A 13,285-nucleotide genomic window follows, 5' to 3' on the forward strand; every position below is an offset into this window, starting at 1 on the left:
TTTCCCTAAAAAATGCCAAGAATATAGCGAGTTATTCGGTAATTATTCTGTAATCATAAATTATCTAAACCTCTTTAGACAATATCCTTAAGAGATCGTCATTGGAATTTGACATGAACATGATGGACAGCAACCCGAAAATGCATGAAGCACAACCTAACTTTGGTTACATCACGGAATTTAAACAAAAAACCGAGCTGGAAGAACGAATTAACAGTGCTTGGCGCCGTGCAGAACCAGAAGTCGTCGAAACCTTATTGAATGCCGCGACAATTTCAGATGAATTGAATCATCAGATTCATGAAGTTGCGTTTAATCTGGCCAACTCATTACGTGAGCGTAAGAGTTCTGCTGGTAAGGCAGGCATTGTGCAGGGTTTATTGCAGGAATTTTCGCTGTCCTCGCAAGAAGGAATTGCACTCATGTGCTTGGCAGAAGCACTTTTACGTATTCCTGATAAAGCAACACGCGACTTACTGATTCGTGACAAAATCAATCAAGGCAACTGGAAAGACCATGTGGGCCAAAGTAGCCTGATGTTTGTCAATGCAGCAGCTTGGGGCTTAATGCTGACCGGTAAACTGATGGAAACGCCTAAACAAGGGAGTTTATCGGGCTTGCTCACCTCGATCATTGCTCGCAGTGGTCGTGGTGTCATCCGTAAAGCAGTTGACGTGGCGATGCGCATGATGGGCGAACAGTTCGTGACTGGTGAAACCATTGAAGAAGCACTGAATCATGCTAAACCGCTTGAACACAAAGGCTTTCGCTATTCATACGACATGCTGGGCGAAGCTGCTCTCACCGATCATGATGCTTCACGTTATTTTAACGATTACACACAAGCCATTCATGCGATCGGCAAAGCCGCTCAAGGTAAGGGCGTGTATGATGGTCCAGGAATTTCGATTAAGTTATCTGCACTGCACCCTCGTTATCAACGTGCTCAAATTGCACGTGTACATGATGAGCTTTATGGAAAAGTCTTTGAACTGGCACAACTGGCGAAACGCTATGACATTGGACTCAACATTGATGCAGAAGAAGCCGATCGTCTTGAAATCTCACTCGAACTTTTAGAACGATTGTGCTTTGAGCCAGAACTTGCAGGCTGGAAAGGTATTGGGTTTGTCATTCAGGCTTACCAAAAACGTTGTTTCTACGTGGTCGATTACGTGATTGATCTGGCCAAACGTAGCCAGAAACGTCTGATGATTCGTTTGGTAAAAGGTGCTTATTGGGACAGCGAAATCAAAAAAGCCCAAATCGACGGGATGAGCGACTACCCTGTATTTACACGTAAGGTTCACACCGATTTATCATATATTGCGTGTGCCAAAAAATTGCTGGACGCACCAGCCTATATTTATCCGCAATTTGCAACACACAATGCACAGTCATTAGCCACTATTTACCATCTGGCAGACCCGAGCAAGTATTATGCAGGTCAGTATGAGTTCCAATGCTTACATGGCATGGGAGAGCCGCTATACGAGCAAGTCGTAGGTTCGCGTAGCGACAATAAACTCGGTATTCCATGTCGTATTTATGCACCAGTGGGTAACCATGAAACCTTACTCGCCTACTTGGTACGCCGCTTGCTCGAGAATGGTGCCAATACCTCTTTTGTTAACCGTATTGCCGATCAAAACCTAAAAATCGAAGCATTGATTCAATCACCATTTGATGAAATTCATGCCACTGCCAAGCGTGAACAACACATTGGTCTCAAACATCCTGCTATTGCACTGCCACATGCATTATATGGCGATGCACGTCAGAATTCGAAAGGCTTTGATCTTGCCGATGACAGCAGCCTGATTGCCTTAAATGAAACGGCACAGGCATTGCAGCATCAGGTGTGGAACAGTCAGCCCTTGCTTGCAGATGCATCGCATGAGTTTGATATTACACCACAGGCCATTTTAAACCCTGCTGTTCATGCAGACTTGGTCGGTTATGTACAAGAAGCAACTGAAACACATGTTGAGATTGCTTTACAGGCAGCAATACAAGCACAAATCGGTTGGTCAGGCACCCATAAAAGTGAACGCGCAGCAGCATTAAAGCGTGCAGCAGACTTAATGGAAGACCGCATGCAGGCGCTCATGATCCTTTTATGTCGTGAAGCCGGTAAGACGTATGCCAATGCGATTGCCGAGGTACGTGAAGCCGTCGATTTTCTACGTTACTACGCGACCCAGATTGAGAGCATCCATGAATCTACAACGATTCGCCCACTTGGCACAGTGCTCTGTATTAGCCCTTGGAACTTCCCTTTAGCAATTTTTTCAGGTCAGATTGCAGCTGCCTTGGTGGCTGGTAACTGTGTCATTGCAAAACCTGCCGAGCAAACGCCTTTAATTGCTGCTGAAGCAGTGCGCATCTTGCATGAAGCGGGTGTTCCACGTGCTGTGCTGCAACTATTGCCAGGGCGTGGTGAAACGGTTGGTGCTAAGCTTAGTTCAGATGATCGTGTTCAGGGCATCATGTTTACCGGTTCGACCGAAGTCGCGAAAATTTTGCAAAAGACAGTTGCCAAACGCGTTTCACCGACTGGCGAGCCTATTCCACTGATTGCGGAAACGGGTGGTCAAAATGCGATGATTGTCGATTCATCGGCCTTAACCGAACAGGTGGTGCTAGATGTCGTCAACTCGGCATTTGACAGCGCCGGCCAGCGCTGCTCTGCACTTCGTATTTTATGTGTGCAAGAAGACAACGCTAAAGTGTTAATTGACATGCTCAAAGGTGCGATGCAACAACTTTTGGTGGGTAATCCGTTTATTTTAAAAACGGATATTGGCCCTGTGATTGATGGTGAAGCCAAACAAACCATCGATCAGCATATCCAAAAAATGCGCAGTAAAGGCTATCCGGTTCATCAGCTTGCTTTAAACCAAGATGCCAAAAGCCAATTGGTGCTACAAAACGGAACGTTCGTACTGCCAACCCTAATTGAACTTCCAAATCTCGATGATTTAGAACGCGAAGTATTTGGTCCGGTATTACACGTCATTACCTATAAGCATGGCGAAATTCAGGCTTTACTTGAGCGGATCAACGCCAAGGGCTATGGTTTAACCATGGGACTGCACACTCGAATTGATGAAACAATCAATACCGTGGTGGAACATGCAGAAGTCGGCAACCTATACATCAACCGTAATATCGTAGGTGCTGTGGTGGGGGTACAACCTTTTGGCGGAGAAGGCTTATCGGGTACTGGGCCTAAAGCCGGTGGTCCGCTTTATGTATACCGCTTAATGAATAGCTGTTCAGAAAAAAGCTTAAGTGTGCCTTTTGGTGTGCAGCCAGACCATCATATTCGCGCTGAACGTCCAAAACTGTTTAATGAGCTGCTGAGTTGGGCTAAACAGCATTTACCTGAAGCGAACTTCCCTGCAATTGATACAGTTAGCGTAGGTCACGCGTTTGATCTGCAAGGCCCGACTGGCGAAACCAACCGCTATATGATGCTACCGCGCAAGCGTGTTTTGACAGTTGCAACGAATCATGTCGATGTCGTGCATCAAATGCTCGCGATTTTTGCAGTACAAAGCGAAGTGGCCATTTTGCAAGGTCACAGTTTTATGCAAAGTTATGCTTCAAAATTGCCTCAGGCGATTCGTCAGGCAATTATTGAAATTGGTCATGTCGAGCATGGGGATTTCGATGCTGTCTTGCATCATGGTACTGCCGATCAACTGGAAAAATTGCAAACACAAGTTGCAGCACGTCAAGGAGCTATTGTAGGTATTACGCATATGCAAGATTCAAGTGTCCGTATCCCACTTGAGCGACTATTGATTGAACATGCAATCAGTATTAACACGGCTGCTGCTGGAGGTAATGCCAGCTTAATGACCATTTCAGAATAGATGATTATTTCAAAATAAAGGTCTTTTCACAAAAAGCACGCCAAGTGAGAAACATGGCGTGCTTTTTTACATTGAGCGCATTAAAAATATTATGGCTGTGCTTAAAGCCATGATAAGTTTTCTCCCTGATAGTTGCTTTTTTTGCTACTATTTGCGCTTTGACGATTCTTGTTATTTTTCATATTTATGTCTCAAACGTATCAGCAACAGCTTCAAGATAAAATTGAACGAATCACCCGCCAATTTCAGGAATTTAATGCGCCAACATTGGAAGTATTTGACTCGCCAGAGCAAAATTTTCGTATGCGTGCCGAGTTTCGTATCTGGCATACCGAAAATGATTTGTTCTATGCCATGTTTGAACGCGCAGACGAAGGCAAAAATAAAGCTGTGGTACGTGTTGATACGTTTCCAATTGCTGATCAAAGCATTAATGCACTCATGCCTGTTTTACTGGCAGAGCTTAAGGCGAATGCTGTGCTATCACAGCGTATTTTTGAAGTCGATTTTTTGGCGACACTGAGTGGTGAAATGCTGGTTACGCTGATTTATCATCGTAAACTAGACGCTGACTGGGAAGCTGCGGCCAAAGCACTGGCAGATCAACTCAATATCAAGATCATGGGACGTAGCCGTGGTCAGAAAGTCATTATTGGTGATGACTATGTGGTAGAGCAATTACAGGTTCATGGCCGCACTTTTAAATACAAACAAATCGAAAGTAGCTTTACCCAGCCAAATGCCATTGTTTGTCAAAAGATGCTCACTTGGGCCTGCGATACCATTCAGGGTGAAAATCAGGATTTGCTTGAACTTTATTGCGGAAACGGTAATTTTACCTTGCCGCTTTCATTACATTTCAATCGTGTGTTGGCCACTGAGCTTGCAAAAAGTTCTGTTTATGCTGCGCAGTGGAACATTGCACAAAACCAGATTAATAACATCCAAATTGCCCGACTTTCGGCCGAAGAGTTTACTGAAGCCTATCGCGGTGAACGTAGTTTCAGACGCCTACAAGAAGCGCAAATTGAGCTTGATGGCTATCAATTTGATACGGTTTTTGTCGATCCACCACGCGCCGGAATTGATGATGAGACTCTTAAACTTCTGCAAGGTTTTGAGCGTATTTTATATATCTCGTGTAACCCGGATACCTTATACGACAACTTAAAAACCCTGACTCAAACACATCGAATTAGCCGCTTCGCTTTATTTGATCAATTCCCGTTTACCCATCATGTTGAATCGGGTGTATTACTCGAAAGAATTTAAACAATTTATTGCATTGTAAAGAATAATGAATAGGTTATAGATGTAACCTATTCTTCTTTAATCATTTTTTATAGTTAAAAATCAAATTAAATCAAAGATCAAGCCCCTAGCCTTGTCATAATTTCGTTAAATTTTAAATTTATCATCGGAAAATTTAGAGTTTGATTGTTGCTTTTATCACTTTGGTCATCTTGTATTTTTATTTAATTTGGCTATATTTCGAGCTATGTTAAGTTGATTATGAAGGCTCTATGAGTTTTTGGCATAAACTGTTCTCATCAGATGAGATCAATAACGAGCATAAAAACCAAATTGCTTGTGTTGAAAACGATTGTTCTTGCAAAACAAACGAGCAGCTCGTTGCTGCTTTGGCAAAAGCAACTGATGAAGATATCATCAAAGGAATTAAAAAGGTTTTGGTGTCTCGCGGTTACAGCCGTAAAGAGTTGAATGAAATAAATCATCGTCCAGTGCAATAGCCATTTTACCTGTGTAAATTGATTGCATGATCCAAAAAAGCTGATATCTAAACAGATGTCAGCTTTTTTGTTTTCTAGGCGTTTGTTTAATGATTTTAAAATATACAAGCTCATCAAAGTCGACTTGACTTCATGCGCAGGGTCACGTAGAAATCACTCACTTTGTTCATGTTTATGGATCTTTAATGGCTAAACGTAAATACCAGAAAGAACTTTTTTCTGTACGCAGAATTGATCGCGAATGGTGGGTTGTGCAACAAGTAGATCCAACAGTAGCAGTAAAAAAAGTAGAAAAAACACAGACACGCTGTGTCGCAAATCAATATGCCGATGATTATGTCGAGAAGTATTATGTCGACTTGTATCTGAAGCAGCAAATGCAAGCTGCATCTAAACAACATTAAAATAAAAAAACCCATAGCACTGGCTATGGGTTTTGAGGATCACGCTGTAATACTACCTCTGGTAGTGATGATTATTATTGTTTTATTGAAGAGCCTTCTCGAACTCTTCGGAAATCATCATATAACAAAAAAACAATAAACGCAAACAATTCTCATTATCAAATTCAAATTATTTTATCTTTTTTATTGATCAAGGAATTGTTTACTTTAAGATAAGGTACGTTTTTATTCTAAAAAACATCTTCCACTCAACGATTTTAGAGATGAGTACAATATTTCATGGGAAATCTTGAAGCTTTTAAAGCGTTATTTTTAGGTTTTATCGAAGGATTAACAGAATTTTTACCGATTTCGAGTACAGGACATTTAATCTTATTTGGTCATTTAATTGACTTTCATTCCGATAGCGGTCGAGCATTTGAAGTCGTGATCCAGTTAGGTGCCATTCTCGCGGTGTGCTGGCTGTACAGAAAAAAAATTATCGATTTGGTGAAAGGCTTTTTTAGCGGTGATGCAGAAGCACGACATTTTACGTTTAGCGTTCTGATTGCTTTTTTCCCCGCGGTGATTATTGGCGTATTGGCCGTCGATTTCATTAAATCGGTGTTGTTTAGCCCAATGGTTGTGGCGGTGGCGCTGATTGTAGGAGGACTCATTATTTTCTGGGTTGAGTCTCGTGACTTTAAGCCATCTACTACCGAAGCCACACGCATTACTTTCAAGCAAGCCATCATTGTGGGTTTTGTGCAGTGTATTGCCATGATTCCAGGCACATCTCGTTCAGGTGCAACGATTATTGGTGGTATGCTTTCAGGTTTATCTCGTAAAGCAGCGACCGAATTTTCGTTCTTCTTGGCCATGCCAACCATGCTGGGTGCAGCCACCTATGACCTCATGCGTAATGCCAGTATTTTAACATCAGACAATATGCTCAATATCGGGCTTGGATTTGTTGCAGCTTTCATTTCTGCATTGTTTGTGGTCAGAGCACTGGTTCGATTTGTTGAGAAGCATACTTTACGCGTATTTGCTTGGTACCGGATTGCACTCGGTGCCATCATCATGCTGGTGATGTTTTAAATATAAAAAAGCTCAGAGTATGCTCTGAGCTTTTTTTTTAAATTGCGATCAGCTTCACTACAATGTGCTGCGCCTCTTCAATTTCATCATAATGCGAATATTTGCGATTCAACTCTTTATACTTCAAACGAAAATTGCGCTGATTTAATGTTAACTGATCAGGGATTTTGTCAAAAAAATCTGCTGGCGCATCGAGCTGCTCTTCATGTAAAGGGGTTCCAAGCTGATAATCGTCCCCTTTAAGTACTACATATTTGACTGTTGTTTTCATTCAGATTTACCCATTTTTTTCACTCCTTTTCTTTTGTATTCTGTACTAAATTGAAAATGGTTCATAGCGTGATGACAATTTAAAACAATTCGATGAAAGCCGTTTATTTGATTTGTTGATTTAACCTGTTGCGCCTTATAACTACATCTTTATCTCATTTTGGTATTTTGCTGATTTTCTGCTACTCTTTTGCAGCTTTTTCTCCTAGCGCGATTTGTTCTGCAATAAAGCGCTATCGTGCCTGTCAATAAGGATAATTTTTGATGTCGAAGCCATCTGTTGAAGGATTGCGTCTTGTGGATTGTACGGAACAACAACATTCAACTGAGATTCTGGATATTCTCAATGATGCGATTGTGCATTCAACTGCATTGTACGACTACAAACCCCGCACGCAAGAAAGTATGGTGCAATGGTTTAAAACCAAACGTACACATCAATTTCCTGTCATCGGCGCAGTCAATGCGCAAGGTCAATTGATGGGCTTTGCAAGCTTTGGCACATTTCGGGCATTTCCGGCTTATAAATATACTGTCGAACACAGCGTTTATATTCACAAAGATTTTCGTGGCCAAGGCTTGAGCACCGTGTTGATGCAAGCGCTAATCGAACGAGCGAAAGCCGCTGATGTGCACGTGATGGTCGGATGTATTGATGCAACCAATGTAGCCAGTATTAAATTGCATGAAAAACTCGGATTTCGTTATTCGGGCACTATCACCCAAGCGGGATTTAAATTTGGACGCTGGCTCGATGCCGCGTTTTATCAGCTCACGCTAGAAACGCCAGTTGAACCATATGATGATGTTTAACGTTTTTTAACTTAATATTTAATAACGCAAGCTATACGTTTGATCACGATCTGACGTATAAATTTCACGCCCAGTTCACACCTTTTCACCTACCTTTGGTTGATAAAGATAAATCAAGGGTGAACCCAATGATGAAAAGAATCACGACACTTGCCGTCTCGGCCATTACGATTTTGAGTCTGAGTGCCTGTAAAAGCATGCCAGCATATACCAGTGATTACACTAAAGCGCGTGAGCAAGTGAATGGTGTAGTGATGGATGATCAAAAAGCTATGGACATCGGCCAGCGATTTGTGGGTGCCTTTAATACCCTCGGTACACCGTCATTTGTGAAAAATGCCAGTAATCTATATGCCGATCAGCTTTACATCAACGATACTTTATCTCAGTTTTCCAATAAGCAAGAATTGGTGAAGCATTTTGAAGGCATGAATAAACGCGTGAGCAACGTGACCGTAAAACTCATCAGTGCGACCCATCATGAAGACTCCGCATATATTCACTGGCACATGGCTTATGACTTCAAGATGTTCGGTAGTACCAAAACTATGGACTCCTACGGTATCAGCGAAATTAAAGTGAATCCGCAACAACAGATTATTTTCCAGCAAGATTTCTGGGACCCTGCTAACGGCTTATTCCGTTCATTACCTGTATTTGGAGGAGCTTACAAATGGGTACTACCATTCAAAAAATCGTAATTGGTAGTGTGTTGGGCGTGTCATCATTATGGATGACACAAACAGCATCGGCCAGCGAATTAAAAAAATGCAGTACAGCACCAATTGTGGTGACGCTCAAAAATGTCGGTAAAGTCAGCTACTATGCGCAAGATTGTGCCAAGGCATGGAATACGCAGGATATTCGGCTTGACTTCTACTACACCCGTGACATTCCAGAATGGGCATTTAAAAAAGCGGCCACACATTTTCTGGAAAAAAATATTTCTGGCTTTAGCAGTAAATCCCCTTTGAACCAGATTACCGCGCTCTATCGGCCAGTAAAATCGGGAGATTTGTATAGCATTGGCTATCAAATGCAAAATCAGAAACTGGATCTGGTTTTAAACAATAAACCGCTTGGTTCAATTACCGATCCGCATGCCAATGATTATTTTAAAATTTGGTTTGGTGCAGCGCCATTTAATGCTAAGTTAAAACAACAACTTCTCAATTAATGGATTCGCTTCATCTTATGAGCCATCATTTTATACTCATGGTCGAAGATCATTTTGAGCTGGCTGCAACGGTTTGTGAGTTTTTAGAGGCGCATGGTTACGTGGTTGACCATGCGCGTAACCTTGACGCTGCCAAAAACTTCTTAAAGTCACAGCCTTTTCATTTGCTTTTATTAGACGTGAACTTACCAGACGGTACAGGCTACCAGCTTTGTGACTGGGTACGAAACGATCAAGGACTGGATTTACCTGTACTCATGCTCACAGCGCGTGATACTGTTGAAGATAAACTTCAGGGGTTTTCTGCTGGTGCAGACGACTACTTGATCAAGCCATTTGACTTCAACGAACTGGTTGCCCGCATTCGTGCTCTCATTAAGCGTGCTTCTGGCGAGGTGTCTAATAGCCAAATCAAAATACACGATCTTGTATTAGACACATCTACCCAGCGTGTTATACGAAATGGTCATTCAATAGAACTACCACCGATTCAGTTTAAATTACTGAAAACGTTAATGCGTCAATCACCTAAAGTAGTGACCAAGCAAGAACTGATTATGGAATTATGGGGTGAAGAAGAGCCTGAGAGCGATGCACTCAGAAGCCATATTTATAATCTAAGAAAAATGATTGATAAACCCTTTGAACAAAAACTATTACACACCGTTTCGGGAGTGGGTTTAAAGATTGCGATTGAACAAAGCGCCTCTTAACAAAGATAAACCACAACAATCAAACCTGTAGTATTTTGTAGCATTAGTTCTGGATGGGTTAAAAGATAATATTGACGGTCGAACAGCTCTACTCGCCAGTTGAGCTGTTTACACAGTTTTTGCACCAGTTGTAAACCAATTCCATGCCCTTTTACATCGAGCTTCAACTGAGATTCATTGAGCTCTTGCACTTTGGCATCGTTGGGTAAATCCAATCCAATTCCATTATCGGCAATAATAAGGCTGTTTTTTTGCAAGATTATATCGATCTGGGTACCTTGCGAATAATTTAAAGCGTTACGCAAGATATTACTGAGCACCATTTTGGTCATGGAAGGATATAGCCAGCGCTTTTGCTCGGCTTCTTCGTACTGAATTTCAATATCAATGCCTTTGACTTGACTCATATCGGCCAGATCCATCACTAGATCATCGACGATTTTAGACAAATAATGATGTTCAGTATTTAGATTACTGGTGGTATTTCGCGCTATTGCCAAAAGTGTATCGACCAAAAGCTGCATGTCCTCAATGGTATTGTGCATACGCAGCAAGGATTTGTCTTGGCCAAACTTAACTTGGCATAACTGTAAATTCCCCTTTAAGATTGTCAGCGGTGTGCGCAGCTCGTGGCTTACATCCCCTGTAAACTCGCGCTCTCGGCGGATAAATTCGGTCAAAACTTGATGGTACTTTTCTAGCGCCTGCTTAAGGTATTCTGCTTCTAAATTACCATTGGTACTGATTTGGGCAAATGGCGATTGCTCGGTTTGATGCGCCCAATCGATTTGTTCAAGCGCATTGGCCAATCGTGTAATAGGAGAAAAATAGCGCTTTGCCCGCCGGTTTGACCACCACAAAAAGCTGTATAAAACAGATAAGCTAAACATGAGTGGTGCAAGACCAAATAGCCAGATCAATTTATTGACGTTGCTTTCACCAAAAACGAGCAAGACATGCTGACCATTTTTCTCACCATAAACTGTCATACGATCTTTACCATCAATAAACATCCGGTTTACACCAGGCTTGAAGGTATAAGATTTGAACCGTGGCGGTGGGTTATTGGTGAGCCATCGATAGCCATACAAGTTTTTGGTATCGGGTAAATTCGCATTCGGGTTACGCTGAACGCGAATCCAGTAATGCTCCATCTCCTGCTCAAGGGCAGTTTTTAATAAAGAGCCTTTAATGACCCATGCGCTGCATGCCAAGCCCACCACAATCGACATTGCAATCAAAACAATCTGTAGCCAATAGTATCGATTAAACACATCAGCCACGGGATGATTGGAATGGTCGTTGCGGTAGAACTTCAACATATTTACAACTCAATAACAGCCAATTTGTGTGTTAGGCAGCCTTCTTTTTAAATAAGTAATGCCCAACGACCCACTCTTGACCTTGGTCAAATCCAAACAGCTCGGCACAGGCCATAAAGAATATGCGCCAGCGCTGCCACCATGCATCTGCATCTTGTGCATAAATTTTTTCAAACAACGGTTTGAGTTCAGTTTCATGCGCATCCATGTTTTCAAGCCATGCATTGGCAGTACGCTCATAGTGCTCACCTGACCACTGCCACTGCTGGCTGAGCTCTAAATGATCCTGAAAATGTAAGAATGTCGAGACCGACGGCATCAGACCACCAGTAAAGAAGTATTTCGACATCCAGTCATATTCGTTCTTAATTTCAAATGGGTAATGCAAGAATCGATGACAGAAAATATGACACCATAATAAGCCATCATCTTTCAGCCATGTTTGAATTTTTTCAAATAAACGCTGGTAATTACGCACATGCTCAAACATTTCGACCGATACCACGCGATCAAACTGCCCTTTTTCAAGTTCAAGTACATTCACATCACAGGTCAGGATTTCAATATTATTGAGTCCACGCTGTTTCGCTTGAGCCAAGATGTGTTGACGTTGTGTCGCCGAATTAGACACGCCCTTGATTGAGGCATTTGGGTAACGCTCTGCCATCCAGAGTGTAAAAGAACCCCAGCCACAGCCCAGCTCTAAAATCTGCTGACCATCCTTAAGCTGAGCGCGTTCACAGTATATCTGTAAAGCAAACTCTTCGGCTTCGTCTAGGGTGGTTTTGGCAGTTGGGAAGTAACATGCGCTGTATTTTAAACGCTTGCCCAATGCGGCCTGAAAAAATTCGGTCGGTAGTTCGTAGTGCTGCTCATTGGCTTTGTCGGTTTCAATGGCAATTTCACTATGCTTGAGGGTATTCAGCACATCCATATAACGCTGGGCGGCCTGTTCAGGATCATAACGACCTTCCTGAATCAAACGTTTTTTACTGAGCGCACGAATAGCCGCACGAATGGCCTGATCGGGTACAAGACCACTCTCGACCAGTTTGAGCGATTGTTGAATGATAAAATCCATATATTGACCTATTGTTTTGGTTTTCTAGGAATAAACATTGAAGTTCGTTGCTGATAGTCACGATAATTTTGACCACGGTTCTTTAACGCTTGTTGCTCACTAAACGGAATACCTGTGATGTAATACAAAAATAACCACATCAGCAGTGGATAAATCCACAGCACGTATACGCCCACTGCCAAGCCTAAAATCGGGTAAGCAAACCAATGCAACCATTCAAAAAAGTAGTTGGGATGCCGAGAGTATCGCCATAAACCCTGATCCATTGTTTTGCCACGATTAGCCTTGTCTTGCTTGAAACGGTAAAGCTGCTGATCTGCGATGCTTTCTCCGGCAAAAGCAACCAGCATGACAAGCGCGGCAACCAACATCGCGGGCAACATAAAGCCTGACCAGGCGGAAGTAGGCTGATTGAGCAACACCCACATTGGAGCGAAAAATAGCAGTACTAAACCTGCCTGAAACAAGAAAAAAAGTAAGAAGCCGACATGCTGGAACTTGCCCATGGCTCTGCGCATATTGGCATAGCGTGTGTCTTCTTCAGTCTCGGCAAGATAACGCCGAAACAAATGCTGAAACAGGCGTAAAAACCATGCACCGCTTAACACACCAATAAATAAACGAATAGCAAGTGGTGCGGTATCAATCAACCAGGCCGAAAGTAAGATATTGATCGCAATACAAAAACTCCATGCGACATCAACAATTCCCACGCGACGATTGAAGGTTGCAACCAGCCAGCATACCAACATGATCGCAACATCTAGAATAACCAGATTCCATAGCATCACTG

Annotated in this window: 13 protein-coding genes; 9 read left to right on the forward strand and 4 right to left on the reverse strand. The window is 42.4% G+C overall.

Annotated elements, in window-relative coordinates:
- Window positions 1–113: 113 nt before the first annotated feature.
- The 5 genes from putA to KCV09_RS05210 all read left to right on the forward strand — a co-directional run bounded on the left by putA (window position 114) and on the right by KCV09_RS05210 (window position 7,116).
- Entirely contained in the window at window positions 114–3,881 is a 3,768-nt protein-coding gene (gene putA / locus KCV09_RS05190) for a trifunctional transcriptional regulator/proline dehydrogenase/L-glutamate gamma-semialdehyde dehydrogenase (protein ID WP_151815678.1), read from the forward strand.
- Window positions 3,882–4,067: 186 nt separating this feature from the next.
- The gene (gene trmA, locus KCV09_RS05195) at window positions 4,068–5,153 is read left to right on the forward strand and encodes a tRNA (uridine(54)-C5)-methyltransferase TrmA (RefSeq protein ID WP_151815677.1); all 1,086 of its coding nucleotides are present in this window, start codon (window positions 4,068–4,070) and stop codon (window positions 5,151–5,153) included.
- A gap of 251 nt (window positions 5,154–5,404) precedes the next feature.
- Entirely contained in the window at window positions 5,405–5,632 is a 228-nt protein-coding gene (locus KCV09_RS05200; protein ID WP_004937974.1) for a hypothetical protein, read from the forward strand.
- A 185-nt stretch (window positions 5,633–5,817) separates the two neighbouring features.
- Entirely contained in the window at window positions 5,818–6,036 is a 219-nt protein-coding gene (locus tag KCV09_RS05205; RefSeq protein ID WP_151796588.1) for a hypothetical protein, read from the forward strand.
- 279 nt (window positions 6,037–6,315) lie between these two features.
- The gene (locus KCV09_RS05210; RefSeq protein WP_004937982.1) at window positions 6,316–7,116 is read left to right on the forward strand and encodes an undecaprenyl-diphosphate phosphatase; all 801 of its coding nucleotides are present in this window, start codon (window positions 6,316–6,318) and stop codon (window positions 7,114–7,116) included.
- 37 nt (window positions 7,117–7,153) lie between these two features.
- On the opposite strand, the gene KCV09_RS05215 is transcribed toward KCV09_RS05210, so the two are convergent.
- Complete coding sequence (locus KCV09_RS05215) at window positions 7,154–7,387, reverse strand: hypothetical protein (RefSeq protein ID WP_004937983.1); 234 nt, start codon at window positions 7,385–7,387, stop codon at window positions 7,154–7,156.
- 263 nt (window positions 7,388–7,650) lie between these two features.
- On the opposite strand from KCV09_RS05215, the gene KCV09_RS05220 reads away from it, so the two are divergent.
- The 4 genes from KCV09_RS05220 to KCV09_RS05235 all read left to right on the forward strand — a co-directional run bounded on the left by KCV09_RS05220 (window position 7,651) and on the right by KCV09_RS05235 (window position 10,089).
- Window positions 7,651–8,199 carry a GNAT family N-acetyltransferase gene (locus tag KCV09_RS05220; protein ID WP_212515649.1) on the forward strand — a complete coding sequence of 183 codons (549 nt, stop codon included), beginning with the start codon at window positions 7,651–7,653 and terminating at the stop codon, window positions 8,197–8,199.
- A 131-nt stretch (window positions 8,200–8,330) separates the two neighbouring features.
- Entirely contained in the window at window positions 8,331–8,900 is a 570-nt protein-coding gene (locus KCV09_RS05225; protein WP_025094686.1) for a nuclear transport factor 2 family protein, read from the forward strand.
- Window positions 8,873–9,376 carry a chalcone isomerase family protein gene (locus KCV09_RS05230; protein WP_004937992.1) on the forward strand — a complete coding sequence of 168 codons (504 nt, stop codon included), beginning with the start codon at window positions 8,873–8,875 and terminating at the stop codon, window positions 9,374–9,376. The genes KCV09_RS05225 and KCV09_RS05230 overlap by 28 nt, the downstream gene beginning before the upstream one ends.
- A gap of 17 nt (window positions 9,377–9,393) precedes the next feature.
- The gene (locus KCV09_RS05235; protein ID WP_025094687.1) at window positions 9,394–10,089 is read left to right on the forward strand and encodes a response regulator transcription factor; all 696 of its coding nucleotides are present in this window, start codon (window positions 9,394–9,396) and stop codon (window positions 10,087–10,089) included.
- On the opposite strand, the gene KCV09_RS05240 is transcribed toward KCV09_RS05235, so the two are convergent.
- The 3 genes from KCV09_RS05240 to KCV09_RS05250 are packed head-to-tail and all read right to left on the reverse strand — an operon-like array spanning window position 10,086 to window position 13,280.
- Window positions 10,086–11,411 carry a sensor histidine kinase gene (locus KCV09_RS05240; RefSeq protein WP_048766054.1) on the reverse strand — a complete coding sequence of 442 codons (1,326 nt, stop codon included), beginning with the start codon at window positions 11,409–11,411 and terminating at the stop codon, window positions 10,086–10,088. The two genes, KCV09_RS05235 and KCV09_RS05240, sit on opposite strands and share 4 nt — an antisense overlap.
- 31 nt (window positions 11,412–11,442) lie before the next feature.
- The gene (locus KCV09_RS05245; RefSeq protein WP_004937999.1) at window positions 11,443–12,492 is read right to left on the reverse strand and encodes an SAM-dependent methyltransferase; all 1,050 of its coding nucleotides are present in this window, start codon (window positions 12,490–12,492) and stop codon (window positions 11,443–11,445) included.
- 8 nt (window positions 12,493–12,500) lie between these two features.
- A complete protein-coding gene (locus KCV09_RS05250) occupies window positions 12,501–13,280 on the reverse strand; it encodes a DUF1295 domain-containing protein (protein WP_104124947.1) in 780 nt (259 codons plus the stop codon).
- Window positions 13,281–13,285: the final 5 nt, after the last annotated feature.

The organism is Acinetobacter soli, from assembly GCF_018139125.1.
In the GTDB taxonomy this organism is placed as follows: domain Bacteria; phylum Pseudomonadota; class Gammaproteobacteria; order Pseudomonadales; family Moraxellaceae; genus Acinetobacter; species Acinetobacter soli.

Coding starts and splice junctions, on each gene's coding strand:
- trmA (WP_151815677.1), top strand. CDS start 4,068: ATGTCTCAAACGTATCAGCAACAGCTTCAAGATAAAATTGAACGAATC.
- KCV09_RS05240 (WP_048766054.1), bottom strand. CDS start 11,411: ATGTTGAAGTTCTACCGCAACGACCATTCCAATCATCCCGTGGCTGAT.
- KCV09_RS05230 (WP_004937992.1), top strand. CDS start 8,873: ATGGGTACTACCATTCAAAAAATCGTAATTGGTAGTGTGTTGGGCGTG.
- KCV09_RS05235 (WP_025094687.1), top strand. CDS start 9,394: ATGAGCCATCATTTTATACTCATGGTCGAAGATCATTTTGAGCTGGCT.
- KCV09_RS05210 (WP_004937982.1), top strand. CDS start 6,316: ATGGGAAATCTTGAAGCTTTTAAAGCGTTATTTTTAGGTTTTATCGAA.
- putA (WP_151815678.1), top strand. CDS start 114: ATGAACATGATGGACAGCAACCCGAAAATGCATGAAGCACAACCTAAC.
- KCV09_RS05200 (WP_004937974.1), top strand. CDS start 5,405: ATGAGTTTTTGGCATAAACTGTTCTCATCAGATGAGATCAATAACGAG.
- KCV09_RS05220 (WP_212515649.1), top strand. CDS start 7,651: ATGTCGAAGCCATCTGTTGAAGGATTGCGTCTTGTGGATTGTACGGAA.
- KCV09_RS05215 (WP_004937983.1), bottom strand. CDS start 7,387: ATGAAAACAACAGTCAAATATGTAGTACTTAAAGGGGACGATTATCAG.
- KCV09_RS05205 (WP_151796588.1), top strand. CDS start 5,818: ATGGCTAAACGTAAATACCAGAAAGAACTTTTTTCTGTACGCAGAATT.
- KCV09_RS05225 (WP_025094686.1), top strand. CDS start 8,331: ATGAAAAGAATCACGACACTTGCCGTCTCGGCCATTACGATTTTGAGT.
- KCV09_RS05250 (WP_104124947.1), bottom strand. CDS start 13,280: ATGCTATGGAATCTGGTTATTCTAGATGTTGCGATCATGTTGGTATGC.
- KCV09_RS05245 (WP_004937999.1), bottom strand. CDS start 12,492: ATGGATTTTATCATTCAACAATCGCTCAAACTGGTCGAGAGTGGTCTT.